Here is a 14,499-nt window from a genome sequence, read left to right as displayed (position 1 = left end):
GCCTTTTTAGGAGCAGCTTTCTTAGCAGCAGCTTTTTTAGGAGCGGCTTTCTTAGCAGCAGCTTTTTTAGGAGCAGCTTTTTTAGCAGCGGCTTTCTTCTTAGGAGCAGCTTTCTTAGCAGCGGCTTTTTTAGGAGCAGCTTTCTTAGCAGCAGCTTTTTTCTTAGGAGCAGCCTTTTTAGGAGCAGCTTTTTTAGCCGCTTTCTTAATTGTTGCCATTGTTTTTTGAATTTTGGGTTAGTAATTAAAATTGGGTATTAAAAAAAACTTTATGGCAAACACTGTTCCAGACTTACGCCTGGGCAGTGGTGTCAAGTGATCTTACGGAAACGATGGTTCTGTTCTCACGTCCTTTTCTGAATTCCACAACACCATCAGCTACAGCGAAAATGGTAAAATCTCTACCAATTCCTACATTCTGTCCAGGATGATAAACGGTACCGCGCTGGCGAATGATTACATTCCCGGATACGGCTGCCTGACCACCAAATATTTTTACTCCAAGCCTTTTGCTTTGGGAATCACGGCCGTTCTTAACGGAACCTTCACCTTTTTTATGTGCCATTTCTTATGTAACGTTTTAAACTTTATCTAATAAAAATTAAGCAATCTCGTTGATCCGGATCTTTGTAAAGTGTGTACGGTGACCAACTTTCTTTCTGAAACCTTTTCTGCGTTTCATTTTGAAAGCAATTACCTTATCACCCTGAACGTGGCTCAGGATCTCTGCTTTAACCACTGATTTTACATCAGTACCAACGGTCAGCTGGCCGCCATTATCTATTAACAACACGTCAGAGAACTGCACTTTATCTCCAATTTTTCCCTGCAACTGTTGTACAAAGATTTCCTGGTCTTTTTGTACTTTGAATTGCTGACCTGCGATTTTTACAACTGCAAACATAGTTATCCAAAAATAATTTCCTGCAAAAGTAGGATTTGTTTTCTAATTGACAAAGTTTTCTCAGCTTTTTGCTACCAGGCCGTAAACAGCCCGATTCCACTGAGAATTACAATTTATACTTTCAAAGATACATACTTTATTTTAATATAGTTGTTTGGAATCGCTATATATACTGCTGTTTTCATTGATTATTGCCTCCACGGGGAGGTTCCCTGATGTCTGCAAATACCTTGAGAACCCTTGCAATATGGGCTTTTATAACAATTTTTATTTTATACATTTGTCCTTTCACTTATCCTAAAATCAAAGGCATGAAGCTTAAATCACTGCTTGCCAAGCCATTTGCTTCCATCGTAGCTAACAAGATCAGGAAGGAAATGCAACGGGCGGTAGAAGACCAGGAGGCTATTCTGGAGGAGTTGATAAAAACAGGCAGGAAGACCGAGTTTGGAAAAGATCATCATTTCGATAACATCAATAACTACAATGATTTCAAACAGGCAGTACCTGTCAGAGATTATGAACAGTTCAAGCCTTATATCAATAAAATAAAGGACGGTAAACAGAACGTATTATGGAAAGGGCAGCCTATTTACCTGGCTAAAACTTCCGGCACAACAAGCGGTGTGAAATACATTCCTATTACAAAAGACTCTGTTTCCAATCATATAGATACAGCCCGTAATGCATTGCTGATGTACATAGCAGAAACCGGGAAAACCGAGTTTGCCAGCGGGAAGCTCATTTTCCTGTCCGGTTCTCCCGTGCTGGAAAGGGTAGGAGGCATTCCTTATGGTCGTCTGAGTGGTATTGTGAACCATCACGTGCCCCGCTATCTGCGCACCAATCAGCTGCCTTCATATGAAACCAATTGCATTGAAGACTGGGAAACCAAGCTGGATAAAATCGTTGATGAAACCATCGATCAGGATATGACGCTGATCAGCGGTATTCCACCATGGATGCAGATGTACTTTGACAGGCTGATAGAAAGAAGCGGAAAACCGGTAGGAGAGCTGTTTAAGAACCTGGACGTGCTGGTATACGGTGGTGTGAACTTCGAACCCTATCGTGCAAAACTGATGGCTTCCATTGGTCGCCCGATCAATACAGTTGAGACTTTCCCGGCATCTGAAGGCTTCTTTGCTTTCCAGGATACCCAGGAACATAAAGGATTGTTGCTGAATACCAACTCCGGTATTTTCTATGAGTTTATTCCTGCCAACGAAATATTCAATCCGAACCCTACCCGTTTATCGCTGAAGGATGTACAGGTAGGTGTGAACTATGCGCTGGTAGTAAGCACCAATGCGGGCCTGTGGGCGTACAATATTGGTGATACTGTGAAGTTTGTATCCACTAATCCTTACCGTTTGCTGGTAACAGGTCGTATTAAACACTTTATTTCCGCATTCGGAGAGCATGTGATCGGAGAGGAGGTAGAGTATAGTCTGATGAGGGCTGCAAAGGAGGAAGATCTTCATATCACGGAGTTTACCGTGGCTCCCATGGTGGCGCCACAGGAGGGGCTGCCTTATCATGAGTGGTTTGTGGAATTTGAAAATCCACCTGCTGACCTGGCTGCTTTTGCGAAAAAAGTGGACGGATATATGCAGGAAAAGAACATTTATTACAATGACCTGTTAACAGGGAATATCCTGCAACCCCTGAAGATCAGACCGGTGCGCAAGCAGGGTTTTATCGATTATATGAAGTCTGTAGGTAAACTTGGCGGACAAAATAAGGTACCCCGTTTAAGCAACGACAGATCATTAGCAGATGAGTTGAGCAAGTTCCTGCAGTGAGAACTTTTTCATTGGGAATTAGCAATTAGGGCGAGAGGATAGTACTCCTTCCTCTTAAATCCTACGTTCCTAATTCTCTTATTTCCCTTATTATTGCATCAATGAGTAAGAAGAACATAGCCATATTTGGCTCCACAGGATCTATTGGCATCCAGGCATTGGAGGTGATTGAAGCACATCCTGACAAGTTCAGAGTGGAAGTATTGACCGGCGGACAGAACGCCGGACTTTTAATTGAACAGGCTTTGAAATTCCGTCCGAACGCCGTTGTGATAGCCGATGAAACACAATATGACAAGGTTAAGGAAGTATTATTTGATAAAGGAATAAAGGTATTCGCAGGCGCCAAGGCGATGGTGGAAGTGGCTGCCTGGAGTAATATAGATATGATGTTGGCCGCTGTAATGGGGTTTGCCGGTCTGGCGCCTACTTTGGCGGCTATTGAGCAGGGCACGCCTATCGCCCTGGCTAACAAAGAAACCCTGGTAGTTGCCGGGGATATCGTAATGGCAGCTGCCGCCAGGAAAAATGTGCCCATTATCCCTGTAGATTCTGAGCATTCCGCCATTTTCCAATGTCTGCTCGGTGAGTCGCTCAGCAAAGTGGACAAGGTGATCCTGACCGCTTCAGGCGGGCCTTTCCTTGGTAAGAAGCCCAACTTCCTCATTAATGTGAAGAAAGACCATGCGCTCCAGCATCCTAACTGGAGAATGGGCGCCAAGATCACGATTGACTGCGCGACCCTCATGAATAAAGGTCTGGAAATGATCGAGGCTCGCTGGTTATTCAATCTGCCACCAGACAAGATCGAAGTGGTGATACACCCACAGTCCATCATTCACTCCATGGTAGAGTTTGTGGACGGATCGCTGAAAGCGCAGCTGGGCGTGCCTGACATGAAATTACCTATTCAACTGGCTTTAGGATTTCCGGAAAGACTAGCCAACGATTTCCCGAAATTCTCTTTCAAGAATAATCCTACGCTGACATTCGAACAACCGGATACCAAGACTTTCCGCAACCTGGCCATTGCCATCGAGGCGATGCACAAAGGAGGAAATGCTGCCTGTGTAATGAATGCTGCCAATGAAGAAGTAGTGCATGCCTTCCTGAAGAACAGGATCGGCTTCCTGCAAATGACTGAGGTGATCGAAGAGATCATGGTGAAGTTGCCGTTCATCGAAAAACCCACCTTGCATGACTATTATGAAAGCGATCAGGCTGCCAGAGAATATGCGAATTCTATGATCAATGCGATTGTAATTTAATATTACATTAACGCCGTACTGCAGTTGAACCGCCTATATTTGCCGGACTATCTATAGATTATTAACATTATATATTTACGTCAGATTCATCTACATGACCACACAAGAAATATTGGTAAAGGCCGGGCAGTTAATACTGTCACTCTCAATACTGGTAGTATTACACGAGCTTGGGCACTTTATCCCTGCCAAGCTTTTTAAAGCAAGGGTTGAAAAATTCTATCTATTCTTTGATCCCTGGTTTTCCCTGTTTAAAAAGAAGAAAGGAGATACAGAATATGGTATAGGCTGGTTACCCCTCGGCGGATATGTAAAAATATCTGGTATGGTGGATGAGAGCATGGACCGTGAGCAGATGGCCAAACCACCTCAGCCCTGGGAATTTCGTTCCAAACCAGCCTGGCAGCGTCTGATTATCATGATAGGTGGTGTGACCGTCAATCTGATCCTCGGTTTCCTGATATACGCTATGATGCTGTGGCATTGGGGAGAAAGCTACCTGCCGACCAAGAACCTGACTTACGGTATCGCTGTAGACTCCCTGGCTGGCAGTATTGGTTTACGTGACGGAGATATGGTCCTGTCTGTCAACCATGAGCCAGTTGAGAACTTTAAAGCGATTCCTGCAGAGATCATCCTCCGCGAAGCCACCAGCATACAGGTGGAACGTGCCGGCAAACCGCTGGACATAAAGATCCCTTCCGGTTTTATCCGTGAAATGATCAAAAAGAAAGGGACTCTGATGGAAGTACGTGTTCCTTTCACAGTAGATAGCGTACTACCGAAATCCGCCGCTGAGAAGGCTGGTATCCGGAAAGGAGATAAGACTTTGACTGTCAATGGCCAGCCTGGTTATTATTTCCATGAATTCAAAAAAGCATTACAGGCTTATAAGAATAAAACTGTACCGGTACAGGTATTACGTGAGGGAGACACCATTCAGTTGTTCGCCCATGTACCGGAAACTGGTATGTTAGGTATGGCTCCGGCTAATCCTGAGAAGGATTTCAAACTGGCTACCCGTGAGTATACCTTCTTTGAAGCTATACCTGCAGGTTTTTCCAAATGTATCGGTACACTGGTGAAATATGTTCAACAGCTCCGCCTGATCTTCGTATCCAAAGAAGTGAAGGCAAATGAGTCATTGGGTGGGTTTATCAGTATTGGTAACCTGTTCCCTGCTCATTGGGACTGGATCGCTTTCTGGGAAATGACGGCTTTGCTGTCTATCATCCTCGCGTTTATGAATATCCTGCCGATTCCGGCCCTGGATGGTGGTCACGTGCTCTTCCTGCTGTATGAGATCATTACCGGCCGTAAACCAAGTGAGAAGTTCCTGGAATATGCTCAGATCGTTGGTATGGTAATTCTGTTTGGCTTGTTGATATATGCGAACGGGTTGGATATCTGGAGGAGTTTATTTAAGTAGCTAATAATCAAATAGGAATAATAAAAAGAGGCCCGAAAGGCCTCTTTTTTTATGTGGTGAATTTGCTTCACGGCGGTTATTTGAAAAGTTATTAGTTCGATGCTTGTTCTATGTTATTAGCGCACTTTGATTGTTCCCAGGTCCAACTATGAGATAGGTATACGTCGGGTATAAGGCATGTATACGTTAGGTATAAAGCGCACTTTAGTGCGCTCCAGGCCCCACTCTATAAGGCATATATACGTCATGTATAAGGCATGTATAAAGCGCATCTGCCCCTATTGGATACAAATATCGGTCAATTCTACTGCATTATCCCTCGCTGTGATGGAAATTCGCCGGAATGTCCGTACCTTTGTAAGCTGCGAAAGCAAACTGGGGTCGCCTGGTTTTGACAGCATAGATCTTTGAAAGTGTAAGCATGTCGTGCGTTGTATAATTAGCACGTAAATCTGAATATACAACCTTTAATTGGCGAATCTAACTACGCCATGGCTGCCTAATCAGCGATTAGCGCACCCATTTTGGCCGCCGCAAGTTCCCGTCTGCTAGAACTGCCGCCGCCTAAATCAAAACCTTAGCGGAATAGGTACTCATGGTTTCTGTGAGTGAGTACTGAAACAACAACGGATAAGGACCAGGCTGGTTAGTTGCGCCCCTGGCAAGGTTCCGACACAATAATGCGTAAATAAGCATGTAGAAAGCTTTCGGCGAATATGTTTGGACGCGGGTTCGATTCCCGCCGACTCCACGGACCTGATTTCCCACCTGGGAATAACGGGGAAAAAATTTAAAAGGTCGCCTTGAAAAGGCGGCCTTTTTGTTGTTTATAAGTGATTGATTCGCTTTGACGGTGACTCTTCTCTACGAATTGATCTTTTCTATCAGGGCAAAAAGCGAAACAAAAACGGGGCTGCGCATTGCCGGAGTCGAACCGGATAGTTATTACTATTCCTCCCCTTAAATGGACGAAGTAATTCGTTTCTACGGCACCTGTATATCTTAATAGTAAACCGGGTAATAAATCGAAAAGGTACTTACTGTGACATTTTAGTTAAACTACCTTTTTCAGGGCAGGATTGATTATCTGCATCTTCACCTTGGAACGAAGAAATCCTTTTCTACGACACCGGTTTAAATGTTTAGTCAAAAAGCATTCTAAACGGTAATATGCCGTTTCCTCCTATAGTTCAATATCATTGATCTGGTCCACCACAGTAGATCCGTTTTCTACATAATAGATCATATCAAATATCTTTTCACTCCAACCGCTTACCAGCACTGTGTTTTTATTATCTTCCTTGGTTAAGGTGTTGCCATATCCCTTCAGGTCTACACTATACAATTTTACTGTTGGATTAATAGCAAGATATTGTTTCAACAATTTATTGAAGTTATCTCCTTTGTTACCTTGTGAGTCATACCAGTTGCAACCTGTACCTATCTGGCAGTCAGAGAAGATAATAATACGGTTCACTATTGTTTTAGTAGAGATCAGCTTATCCATGTATTCGAAAATTCCACGCTCTGTAGATGGTCCACATTTCTTTGCTTCTGAATTGATCAGTTTGAAATTTTCAAACAAGTTGGACTCCCTGTTCAATACTGGTTGTATCAAATAGTCGCCAAACAAACCGATAGACGTGTTTTTGCTTTTGTTCCAATACAGCACAGCAAAAAGGTTGGCAATATCAGCTGTCTTACGGCTGCTCATCGCAGAGACCAATGACTTACCAGTTGCATCGCCATACATACTTCCCGAGTTATCAGACAGTATCACTGTTTTTCCTGCGTTTACAGATATATTATTGCAAGCAATCAGCAATGCTTTTTCTAATGCTGCAGTTGCCTGTGCTATTCTTTCTGCCTGGTCTTCAAATACAATTTCTGCTGCTGATAATTTCTCAATCTCCAGGAAAGCAGATAGATATCTGAATGGCAGTTGTTTTGCCTTCTTTACTCTATCTGCATCCATTAATATCGTCAATGCTTCAGTAAATGCTTTTGCAGAGCCTTTTGTAAGAATGTTACGCAGGTTACGTAATACAGCCATATAACCGAGCCTTCCGCTCATCACCAGTTCTTCCCATTGCATTGCTATGGCATGTTGCTTTTCTGCGTCTGTTACAAATGTTTTTTTGCCGAGTTCAGATAAAACAGTTTCCCATGTGTATGGTGTTTCCAGCTCATTCTTCGCTATTTTATTAAACAACACCTGTTGCGCTTCATCTTTCGCTTTTGGATGAACAAGGAACAAGGCATCTCTCATTTTTACTTCGGCAGCAGTATTGTACTTAGCGAACTGGTATTCGTCAAATTTGTTGAATGCTGCAGCTAACCCTTTCTGGACCTGCTTAGACAGCTTATTTAATTTTTTTATGCCCGCTCTTTTATTTGTAACCTGGTAATAGGCCAGTATTTCCTTTATTTCATCAGCTCTTTGCACGATACCGTTGATCGTTTTGCTCACCAGACTGTTACCTGAGGTAGCCCTTGCCAATTCAACAGCTAATACAACAGGTATTGAACGCAGATTCATTTCCTTACGTGCATAAATAGCTAGCTTAGCAACAAACCCAGGTGAGCACTGCGCAATCAGTGTCCTTATACGGCTAAACTTTTCTTCTTGCTTCTCATAGTAAGAATCATCTACCACACAGGTTGCCACTGCAGAGTAAAGTTCCATCTCCGGAGTCAGCTTATATGCAGTAGCTCCCATATAGTTGCTTGTTTCTTTCACCGCGTTTGTTGATAAATTGAATCTCATAATCTGAAGTTTTGTTGTTGACAAGACAAAGATGGTAGTACTTCGGCGCAGCTTATTTGCGCAGTTGGAAGTTTTTTTACAGATTAGTTGTATCTATTGATAATCATTTGCTTATCAAATTATGCTGGCTGTGATGATTGCGCGGTCATTCCATCAATTTCGGTGTCAAAATTGCTCAGGGTAAAGTGAACTCCTTCGGAGACAGCCTTGTAGCTTTAGCATAACAGGCTACAAATAATGGTTTAGATTAGCGGGTATGCCTGGCTCCCCCCTTTAATTAGGCCACTCAAAAGTTTCCTTTTCAGTCCATAAGCAAAAGTGACAAAGACATTTACTTTCCCAATATTTCCTAAAATACAATAAATATTTATTGTTTATCAATAATTACTTACTTTTGCAATAGAACCTAAAATTGTAAAATCATTTATGAAAAGAATCTCAACAATATTTCTTCAGGCCGTCATCGTGCTTATCGGCATTGTGGTGCTTGTTATTTTGATTCGGCTTCCCTTAACAGAGGGAAGAGCCGCAAACTTAGACTTGTTAAGCATTTACTCCGACCCGTTCATCTTGTATGGATACGCAGCATCAATCGCTTTCTTCGTTGCGCTGTATAAGGCGTTCAAATTGCTAGGATACATCGGACAGAATAAAGTATTCTCATCAAACTCTGTTGGGACTTTAAAGAGTATAAAGTATTGTGCAATTGTATTAAGCATTTTAATTGTGACGGCAGGACTATACATAAAGATATCCCATGATAAGGAGGATGACCCTGCGGGTTTTCTTGCTATTTGTATCGTGACTACTTTTGCTTCTATCATAGTTGCAACTGCTGCAGCAATATTTGAAAAAATCTTGCAGAATGCCATAGATATGAAATCTGAAAATGACTTAACAATTTAAGCTATGCCAATCATTGTAAACTTAGACGTGATGATGGCAAAAAGAAAAATTTCTCTGAATGAACTTTCCGAAAGAGTTGATTTGACATTATCTAACCTCTCTATTTTAAAGACAGGTAAGGCGAAAGCAATTCGTTTTAGCACCTTAGACGCAATTTGCAAAGCATTAGACTGCCAACCAGGTGACATTCTGGAATACGTAAATGACAAAAAAGGAACAACGAACCGCTAACAAAAGCTATGAGTCATAGCCGGGGTTAGTGTAAACGAAAAGTATTATCTTCTAAGTAAGTTTGGGCATGTGGGACAGCGCCGGCAGGTCGCGCTAAACATTCCGCTACGCTTCATCTATTAGCGCTCCTATAATTAAATAAATATCTACCTGCCCTGCCACGAAATCTGGAATGAAACTGTACAGAACGTTAATTCTTCGGAGCAATGCCTCCATTGTTAATCCATTCATCCCATGCTTCTACGAAATCTTTATACGCTAATGGTGGTGGTTTACGGCCCTCACCCATATTCCATCCTGCTTTTACGAGGGTATCTCTCGCATGTTCGATCAATTTCGCTTTATTTTTGTGGCCGTTTTGTTTGTAGTCCATTATTTGCAGCGCAAGTTCACGTGCCGATTTTCCTTCGAAGACCATTTTCATATCAGCAGGGGGAAGTCCCCATTTTGGGTTACCGGGCGGAGTACGTAACCCAGGCGAATTCGAAGGTTGATGACAATTCGAACATTTCATTGCATATACCCCTTTCCCATCCTTACCTCTCATCGGCGACATAGTATGTATATGGCTGTCATCTCCCTGGAGCGGTATATCACCGGCCGGATGACAATTCATACATCTCGGACTCATTAATACCTTATAGACTTTCTCAAAAGCCGCCAGGGATGCAACGCTATCAATTTTATCTAACTTTTCACGCGTTACAGTTTCACCATCATTATTGGTTCTAAACGCACTTGCCGATAAGCCAATTACGGTTACCATAACCGTTATAACGATAATGACTTTTTTAAGAGAAAATAAAAGTTTTTTCCCGAATTTAATTTTCATCTCTTTAATTTTTACTGGCAGATAAGCGTTGATTTATTTCGAACCTTTGCGTTGAATCTCTGCAGCCAGGTGAATTGCCTGATGAATGCGCAGATAAGTACCGCAGCGGCAAATATTTCCTTCCATGGCGTTATTTATATCTTTGTCAGTTGGATTCTTATTCTCGTTCAACAATACTGCTGCTGACATAATCTGGCCCGCCTGGCAATATCCGCACTGACTAACATCTAATTCCAGCCATGCTTTTTGTAGCGGATGGTCATTGTTTACTGATAAGCCTTCAATTGTTACAACTTGTTGTCCTGCAGCTCTGCTTACCTTAGTAACACATGAGCGAACGGCTTCGCCGTTCAGATGTACAACACATGCGCCGCATTGCGCTACGCCACATCCGTATTTTGTTCCCACAAGACCAATTACGTCCCTTAGTACCCAAAGCAATGGTGTGTCAGGATCAATATTCAGTTCATAATTTTTCTTGTTGATATTTAGTTTGAGCATAGTAGGTTATTAAATGAGCATTTACTGAATTGATCTTCTGATTTTCGGCTTATTAGTTGACTGTAGTGCCTGTTCAAAGAATGGTTGGTTGTAATACCTCCTGTTAGTGGTTTTATACAACGCATTAGCAACAGCGCCAAACACCGGAGGAAAAGGTGGCTCACCTAAGCCGGTGGGATCTATGTCATTTTGAACAAAGTGAACCTCAATTTTATTGGGTGCTTCACTGTGTCGTATCATTCTATAACTATGAAAATTGTTTTGTTCAGGCACACCATCTTTATGACTTAGCCTGCCAAATAATGTATTACCAATGCCATCTATAACAGCACCTTCTACCATGTTAGTTGCAGCATCTGGATTTATGACAATGCCACAATCAATTGCACTATAAACGCTCTCTACAAAAGGATGTCCATTTTTCATTACCATGTCAACCACATGAGCAGCATATGAATTATGGCAAAAGTAAGCGGCCACACCCCGGTTACGATTTTTGTTTTCCGGCTTACCCCATCCAGACTTTTGTTTAACTAATTTCAGTATACCGGCATACCTGTCAGGATCATATTCGTTGTTTTTGCCAACAGGATTTTCCTTGGCTCTTTTTAAGAGTTCCAGTCTGAAATCTATAGGATCCTTACCCATTATCTCTGCCAGTTCATCAAGAAATGATTGTTCTGCAGCTGCATTAAAGTTTGACCGTGGGGCCCTGAATGCTCCAATTGTAATATTGGACGGTATCTGCCAACCTTCAGCAAGATAATTATCGACAGCTCCTGCAGGGAACCTGTTTGCGTGTATTGCATGTTCAGGGATGCCACCACCTTTTACATGGAATGCGATTAGATTTTTATTTGCATCCAGAGCAGCCCGGTAAGTTGCGGTGTACATAGGACGATAAATGCCATAGGTCATATCATCCTCGCGTGTGTAAATAAGTTTGATGGGGGCTTTTACCTTTTTAGAAATAAGTGCTGCTTCTGAGAGATAATGCCCATACGCCCTGCGTCCGAAGCCTCCACCCATACGCGTCATCTGAATCTCAATCTTGTCGGCCGGCAATTTCAATATTTTTGACAGGGTTGGTTCTGTCCAGCCAGGTGCCTGCAAAGGTCCTGCCAGTAAGGCTTTTTCATCCGTAACATGCGCGAAGAAGTTCATTGGCTCCATGCAGTTATGTGCTAGGAATGGTGCATTGTAAGTGCGTTCGATAATCTGAGCAGCATTCTTAAAAGCAGTTTCCGGATCCCCGTCTTTCCTCAATTGTTGAGCAGGTTTTTTTGCATACTCCTGCATTTTTTCAAATTGTGTACTCGTACTTTCAAGCTCTCCCGGAACAATAACTTCTCTTTTCGCACCTCTGCCCCCCATGGTATCTTTAGTGTCACCGGCAGCTTCCCACTGTACTATTAGTTTCTTGCGGGCATTCATTACTTTCCAGGTTGTATTACCTACTATGACCAGCAGATCGTTAAATGTGCGGGTATCGAAACCGCCTTGTTCAAAACCATCTTCATATAATTCCAGTGTAAAAACATCTTTGATCCCTGGCATTTGCAAGGCCTGAGATGCGTCAAAAGATTGAAGTTTCATTCCGAAAGCAGGGGGATGTTGTATCATAGCAATAAGCATTCCTTCCTGTTTATAATCCAATCCAAAAAGTGGTTTACCGGAGACGATTTTTGAACCCTCAACATTTTTCTTTGAGTTGCGCACTACATTAAGATTCTTTACATCTTTTAGCTTAATTCCTTGTGGAATGGGAATGCCCGAAGCTTTTGATGCGAAGCTGCCATATGTTCCTGATTTACCACTTTTGGCATGATAAAGCATTCCCGCTTTGGTTGTCACTTCTTCCATTGGCACATTCCAGGTTTGGGCTGCCGCTTGGATCAGCATATGCCGCGCTGCCGCTCCCGCTTCGCGAAGTGGTTTCCAGTACATTCTCACCGAATTACTGCCGCCAGTAAATTGTGGTCCTAATTTTATATTGTCGTGTGGCCCCATTTCTACGACTATTTTTTCCCAGTCTGCTTCTAACTCTTCCGCTATGATCATGGGAAGTGAGGTCATCACATTTTGCCCAAATTCCGGATTTGGGTTAAATATTCTTATGATATTATCCGAGGAGATTTTTATGTATCCATTTAATTCATTCCATTGTTCGGCAGGATCGACGTCTTTCGAGGTATCTGCCAACCCCACCCCGGGAAGCCAGGCGAAACTGATCATAAGACCGCCACCTGCTAATAATGAAGATTTTAAAAAGGAACGTCTGCTTTGGGTTGACTTAGATTGTTCCATCTTGAAAATTTATTGTTTTAGGCAAATTTTACCGTTCAGAATACTGGTCCTGTTTATACTGAAGTAAGTTACCTATATTTTCCCCGGACCTACGTATATAAATTACTGATTTGTTTACCAATATTCCTGATTATGTACTTCGACATTCAGGTTGGTTAATTGGACTGTCTCCGTACTATGCCTACTGCCACTATACCACGACTACCGGTATAAACCGGTTTGCTCCAGACAATAGTTCCAAATGAGTTGTTCGCGCTCCGCCGTGAAATATTTTGTGCTTTTCTTAGCCGGTTTCCTCTCTACAAAATAATCGCCTGACTTGCCAGGCACATTTTCCGCAGTCGCCAGGTATACTATAGTATCTGCCCCCGACTCAGGGCTTCTGAAGAAAGAACGAGCCAGCTTGCTGACAAAATTCAGTACCGGGCCAAGATCACTGCCAACACCAAAACTAGTCGCCACTGCGCCTGGATGAAGTGTATACGCCCTCACATTGGTAATACCATCCCGCTGCAGCTGCCCTGCCAGGTGCTGGGTATTCCAGATCAGGAATAACTTCGCATTGCCGTATGCCCGCAATGGGTTATACTGTTTTTCCAACTGTATATCGCCAAAATCCGGCTTTGCATTTAACTGGTGAGAATTAGACGCCACATTGATAATGCGGGCATTATCGCTCTTTACTAGCAAATCCATCAATAAATGAGTGATCAGGAATGGGGCCAGGACATTGACTGCAAATGTCTTTTCAAAATTCTCGTGGGTGGCCTCCCGGCCTTTACCCATCAGGCCGCCCGCATTGTTGATCAGTACATCAATCCTCGAAAACTGCTCACGTATATCGGCACACATCCTGCGGATGTCCGCCAGGCTGTAGAGGTCGGCCGTTACCGTACTAACCTGATTGTTCCCGCTATCAGCAATGATTTCCTTCCTTATCTCTTCCGTTTTTCCAGGATTTCTTCCATGGATGATTAGCTGGTAGCCCTGCTGCGCCAGCGCCAGTGCTGCCGCCTTGCCAATGCCACTGGTAGCACCTGTGATCAATACCGTTTTTGCCATTCTTATTTTTTTTACAAAGCTACCAGTACAATGGTATACTTTTGATGCCAGTTACCTAAAGGATACCAGAATGGCGAAAAAGGAATTAAACATCGAGCAGAAAATTAAGTATGTACAAGACACGCTATTCGTGATCAGCGGCAAATGGAAGCTGCCCATCATGATGGCCATCAATAGCGGCAATAATCGCTTTCGCGACATCCAGCGCGCCGTACCCAATATCACCACCCGCGTACTTTCCAAAGAACTCAAAGACCTGGAAGAAAACAGGTTAGTAGTGCGCACTGTGTATGACTCCCTACCCGTTACTGTGAGCTACACGGTCACGCCGTATTGCAAGAGCTTAAAACCAATGGTGGATGAAATGATCAAGTGGGGCGAGAACCACCGTGCAGTGTTGAAAAAGGCAAAGCCTGCGTAACCGGCCATTGCAGCCGGAGGCAACCCCGGAATTAAGCGCCGGTAACAGGGCGGTCTCCCAGTTTGCT

14 protein-coding genes and 1 other RNA gene are annotated in these 14,499 nt (G+C 43.0%); 7 read left to right on the top strand and 8 right to left on the bottom strand.

The window, feature by feature from the left end; all coding sequences use genetic code 11:
* The 3 genes from F3I09_RS25290 to rplU form a co-directional block, all read right to left on the bottom strand.
* A partial coding sequence (locus F3I09_RS25290; RefSeq protein WP_188133957.1) for a hypothetical protein occupies positions 1-218 on the bottom strand: 218 nt, incomplete at its 3' end.
* Between the two features lie 73 nt (positions 219-291).
* The gene (gene rpmA, locus F3I09_RS25285) at positions 292-564 is read right to left on the bottom strand and encodes a 50S ribosomal protein L27 (RefSeq protein WP_110055132.1); all 273 of its coding nucleotides are present in this window, start codon (positions 562-564) and stop codon (positions 292-294) included.
* 36 nt (positions 565-600) lie between these two features.
* A complete protein-coding gene (gene rplU / locus F3I09_RS25280) occupies positions 601-903 on the bottom strand; it encodes a 50S ribosomal protein L21 (RefSeq protein ID WP_149697847.1) in 303 nt (100 codons plus the stop codon).
* Positions 904-1,214: 311 nt separating this feature from the next.
* On the opposite strand from rplU, the gene F3I09_RS25275 reads away from it, so the two are divergent.
* The 4 genes from F3I09_RS25275 to ssrA all read left to right on the top strand — a co-directional run bounded on the left by F3I09_RS25275 (position 1,215) and on the right by ssrA (position 6,159).
* Positions 1,215-2,708: a GH3 auxin-responsive promoter family protein gene (locus F3I09_RS25275; RefSeq protein WP_149697846.1), complete on the top strand. Its 1,494-nt coding sequence runs from the start codon at positions 1,215-1,217 to the stop codon at positions 2,706-2,708.
* 101 nt (positions 2,709-2,809) lie between these two features.
* Entirely contained in the window at positions 2,810-3,976 is a 1,167-nt protein-coding gene (locus F3I09_RS25270) for a 1-deoxy-D-xylulose-5-phosphate reductoisomerase (protein WP_149697845.1), read from the top strand.
* 94 nt (positions 3,977-4,070) lie between these two features.
* Entirely contained in the window at positions 4,071-5,405 is a 1,335-nt protein-coding gene (rseP, locus tag F3I09_RS25265; RefSeq protein WP_149697844.1) for an RIP metalloprotease RseP, read from the top strand.
* 377 nt (positions 5,406-5,782) lie between these two features.
* Positions 5,783-6,159, top strand: a transfer-messenger RNA (tmRNA) gene (gene ssrA, locus F3I09_RS25260).
* 429 nt (positions 6,160-6,588) lie between these two features.
* Here ssrA and F3I09_RS25255 read toward each other — a convergent pair.
* On the bottom strand, positions 6,589-8,172 hold the full coding sequence (locus F3I09_RS25255) for a TROVE domain-containing protein (protein WP_149697843.1): 1,584 nt from the start codon (positions 8,170-8,172) through the stop codon (positions 6,589-6,591).
* Positions 8,173-8,598: 426 nt separating this feature from the next.
* Between F3I09_RS25255 and F3I09_RS25250 the strand changes: the two genes are divergently transcribed.
* Entirely contained in the window at positions 8,599-9,078 is a 480-nt protein-coding gene (locus tag F3I09_RS25250) for a DUF2975 domain-containing protein (protein ID WP_149697842.1), read from the top strand.
* Positions 9,079-9,081: 3 nt separating this feature from the next.
* Positions 9,082-9,309: a helix-turn-helix transcriptional regulator gene (locus tag F3I09_RS25245; protein ID WP_149697841.1), complete on the top strand. Its 228-nt coding sequence runs from the start codon at positions 9,082-9,084 to the stop codon at positions 9,307-9,309.
* A gap of 190 nt (positions 9,310-9,499) precedes the next feature.
* Here the strand turns inward: F3I09_RS25245 and F3I09_RS25240 are convergent, their stop codons facing one another.
* From F3I09_RS25240 to F3I09_RS25225, 4 genes are all read right to left on the bottom strand, one after another.
* Complete coding sequence (locus F3I09_RS25240; protein WP_149697840.1) at positions 9,500-10,141, bottom strand: hypothetical protein; 642 nt, start codon at positions 10,139-10,141, stop codon at positions 9,500-9,502.
* A gap of 33 nt (positions 10,142-10,174) precedes the next feature.
* Positions 10,175-10,642, bottom strand: coding sequence for a (2Fe-2S)-binding protein (locus F3I09_RS25235; protein ID WP_149697839.1), 468 nt, complete (start codon positions 10,640-10,642; stop codon positions 10,175-10,177).
* 21 nt (positions 10,643-10,663) lie between these two features.
* On the bottom strand, positions 10,664-12,949 hold the full coding sequence (locus F3I09_RS25230; protein WP_149697838.1) for a xanthine dehydrogenase family protein molybdopterin-binding subunit: 2,286 nt from the start codon (positions 12,947-12,949) through the stop codon (positions 10,664-10,666).
* Positions 12,950-13,150: 201 nt separating this feature from the next.
* Positions 13,151-14,011 carry an SDR family NAD(P)-dependent oxidoreductase gene (locus F3I09_RS25225; RefSeq protein WP_149697837.1) on the bottom strand — a complete coding sequence of 287 codons (861 nt, stop codon included), beginning with the start codon at positions 14,009-14,011 and terminating at the stop codon, positions 13,151-13,153.
* A 70-nt stretch (positions 14,012-14,081) separates the two neighbouring features.
* On the opposite strand from F3I09_RS25225, the gene F3I09_RS25220 reads away from it, so the two are divergent.
* On the top strand, positions 14,082-14,432 hold the full coding sequence (locus F3I09_RS25220; protein ID WP_149697836.1) for a helix-turn-helix domain-containing protein: 351 nt from the start codon (positions 14,082-14,084) through the stop codon (positions 14,430-14,432).
* Positions 14,433-14,499 lie beyond the last annotated feature (67 nt).

The sequence above is a fragment of the Chitinophaga sp. CF418 genome (genome assembly GCF_900142925.1).
Taxonomy (GTDB): domain Bacteria; phylum Bacteroidota; class Bacteroidia; order Chitinophagales; family Chitinophagaceae; genus Chitinophaga.
The sequence above is the reverse complement of the archived record's forward strand: the minus strand, read 5'-3'. Positions and strand labels throughout refer to the sequence as shown.

Coding starts and splice junctions, on each gene's coding strand:
- rpmA (WP_110055132.1), bottom strand. CDS start 564: ATGGCACATAAAAAAGGTGAAGGTTCCGTTAAGAACGGCCGTGATTCC.
- rplU (WP_149697847.1), bottom strand. CDS start 903: ATGTTTGCAGTTGTAAAAATCGCAGGTCAGCAATTCAAAGTACAAAAA.
- F3I09_RS25275 (WP_149697846.1), top strand. CDS start 1,215: ATGAAGCTTAAATCACTGCTTGCCAAGCCATTTGCTTCCATCGTAGCT.
- F3I09_RS25270 (WP_149697845.1), top strand. CDS start 2,810: ATGAGTAAGAAGAACATAGCCATATTTGGCTCCACAGGATCTATTGGC.
- rseP (WP_149697844.1), top strand. CDS start 4,071: ATGACCACACAAGAAATATTGGTAAAGGCCGGGCAGTTAATACTGTCA.
- F3I09_RS25255 (WP_149697843.1), bottom strand. CDS start 8,172: ATGAGATTCAATTTATCAACAAACGCGGTGAAAGAAACAAGCAACTAT.
- F3I09_RS25250 (WP_149697842.1), top strand. CDS start 8,599: ATGAAAAGAATCTCAACAATATTTCTTCAGGCCGTCATCGTGCTTATC.
- F3I09_RS25245 (WP_149697841.1), top strand. CDS start 9,082: ATGCCAATCATTGTAAACTTAGACGTGATGATGGCAAAAAGAAAAATT.
- F3I09_RS25240 (WP_149697840.1), bottom strand. CDS start 10,141: ATGAAAATTAAATTCGGGAAAAAACTTTTATTTTCTCTTAAAAAAGTC.
- F3I09_RS25235 (WP_149697839.1), bottom strand. CDS start 10,642: ATGCTCAAACTAAATATCAACAAGAAAAATTATGAACTGAATATTGAT.
- F3I09_RS25230 (WP_149697838.1), bottom strand. CDS start 12,949: ATGGAACAATCTAAGTCAACCCAAAGCAGACGTTCCTTTTTAAAATCT.
- F3I09_RS25225 (WP_149697837.1), bottom strand. CDS start 14,011: ATGGCAAAAACGGTATTGATCACAGGTGCTACCAGTGGCATTGGCAAG.
- F3I09_RS25220 (WP_149697836.1), top strand. CDS start 14,082: ATGGCGAAAAAGGAATTAAACATCGAGCAGAAAATTAAGTATGTACAA.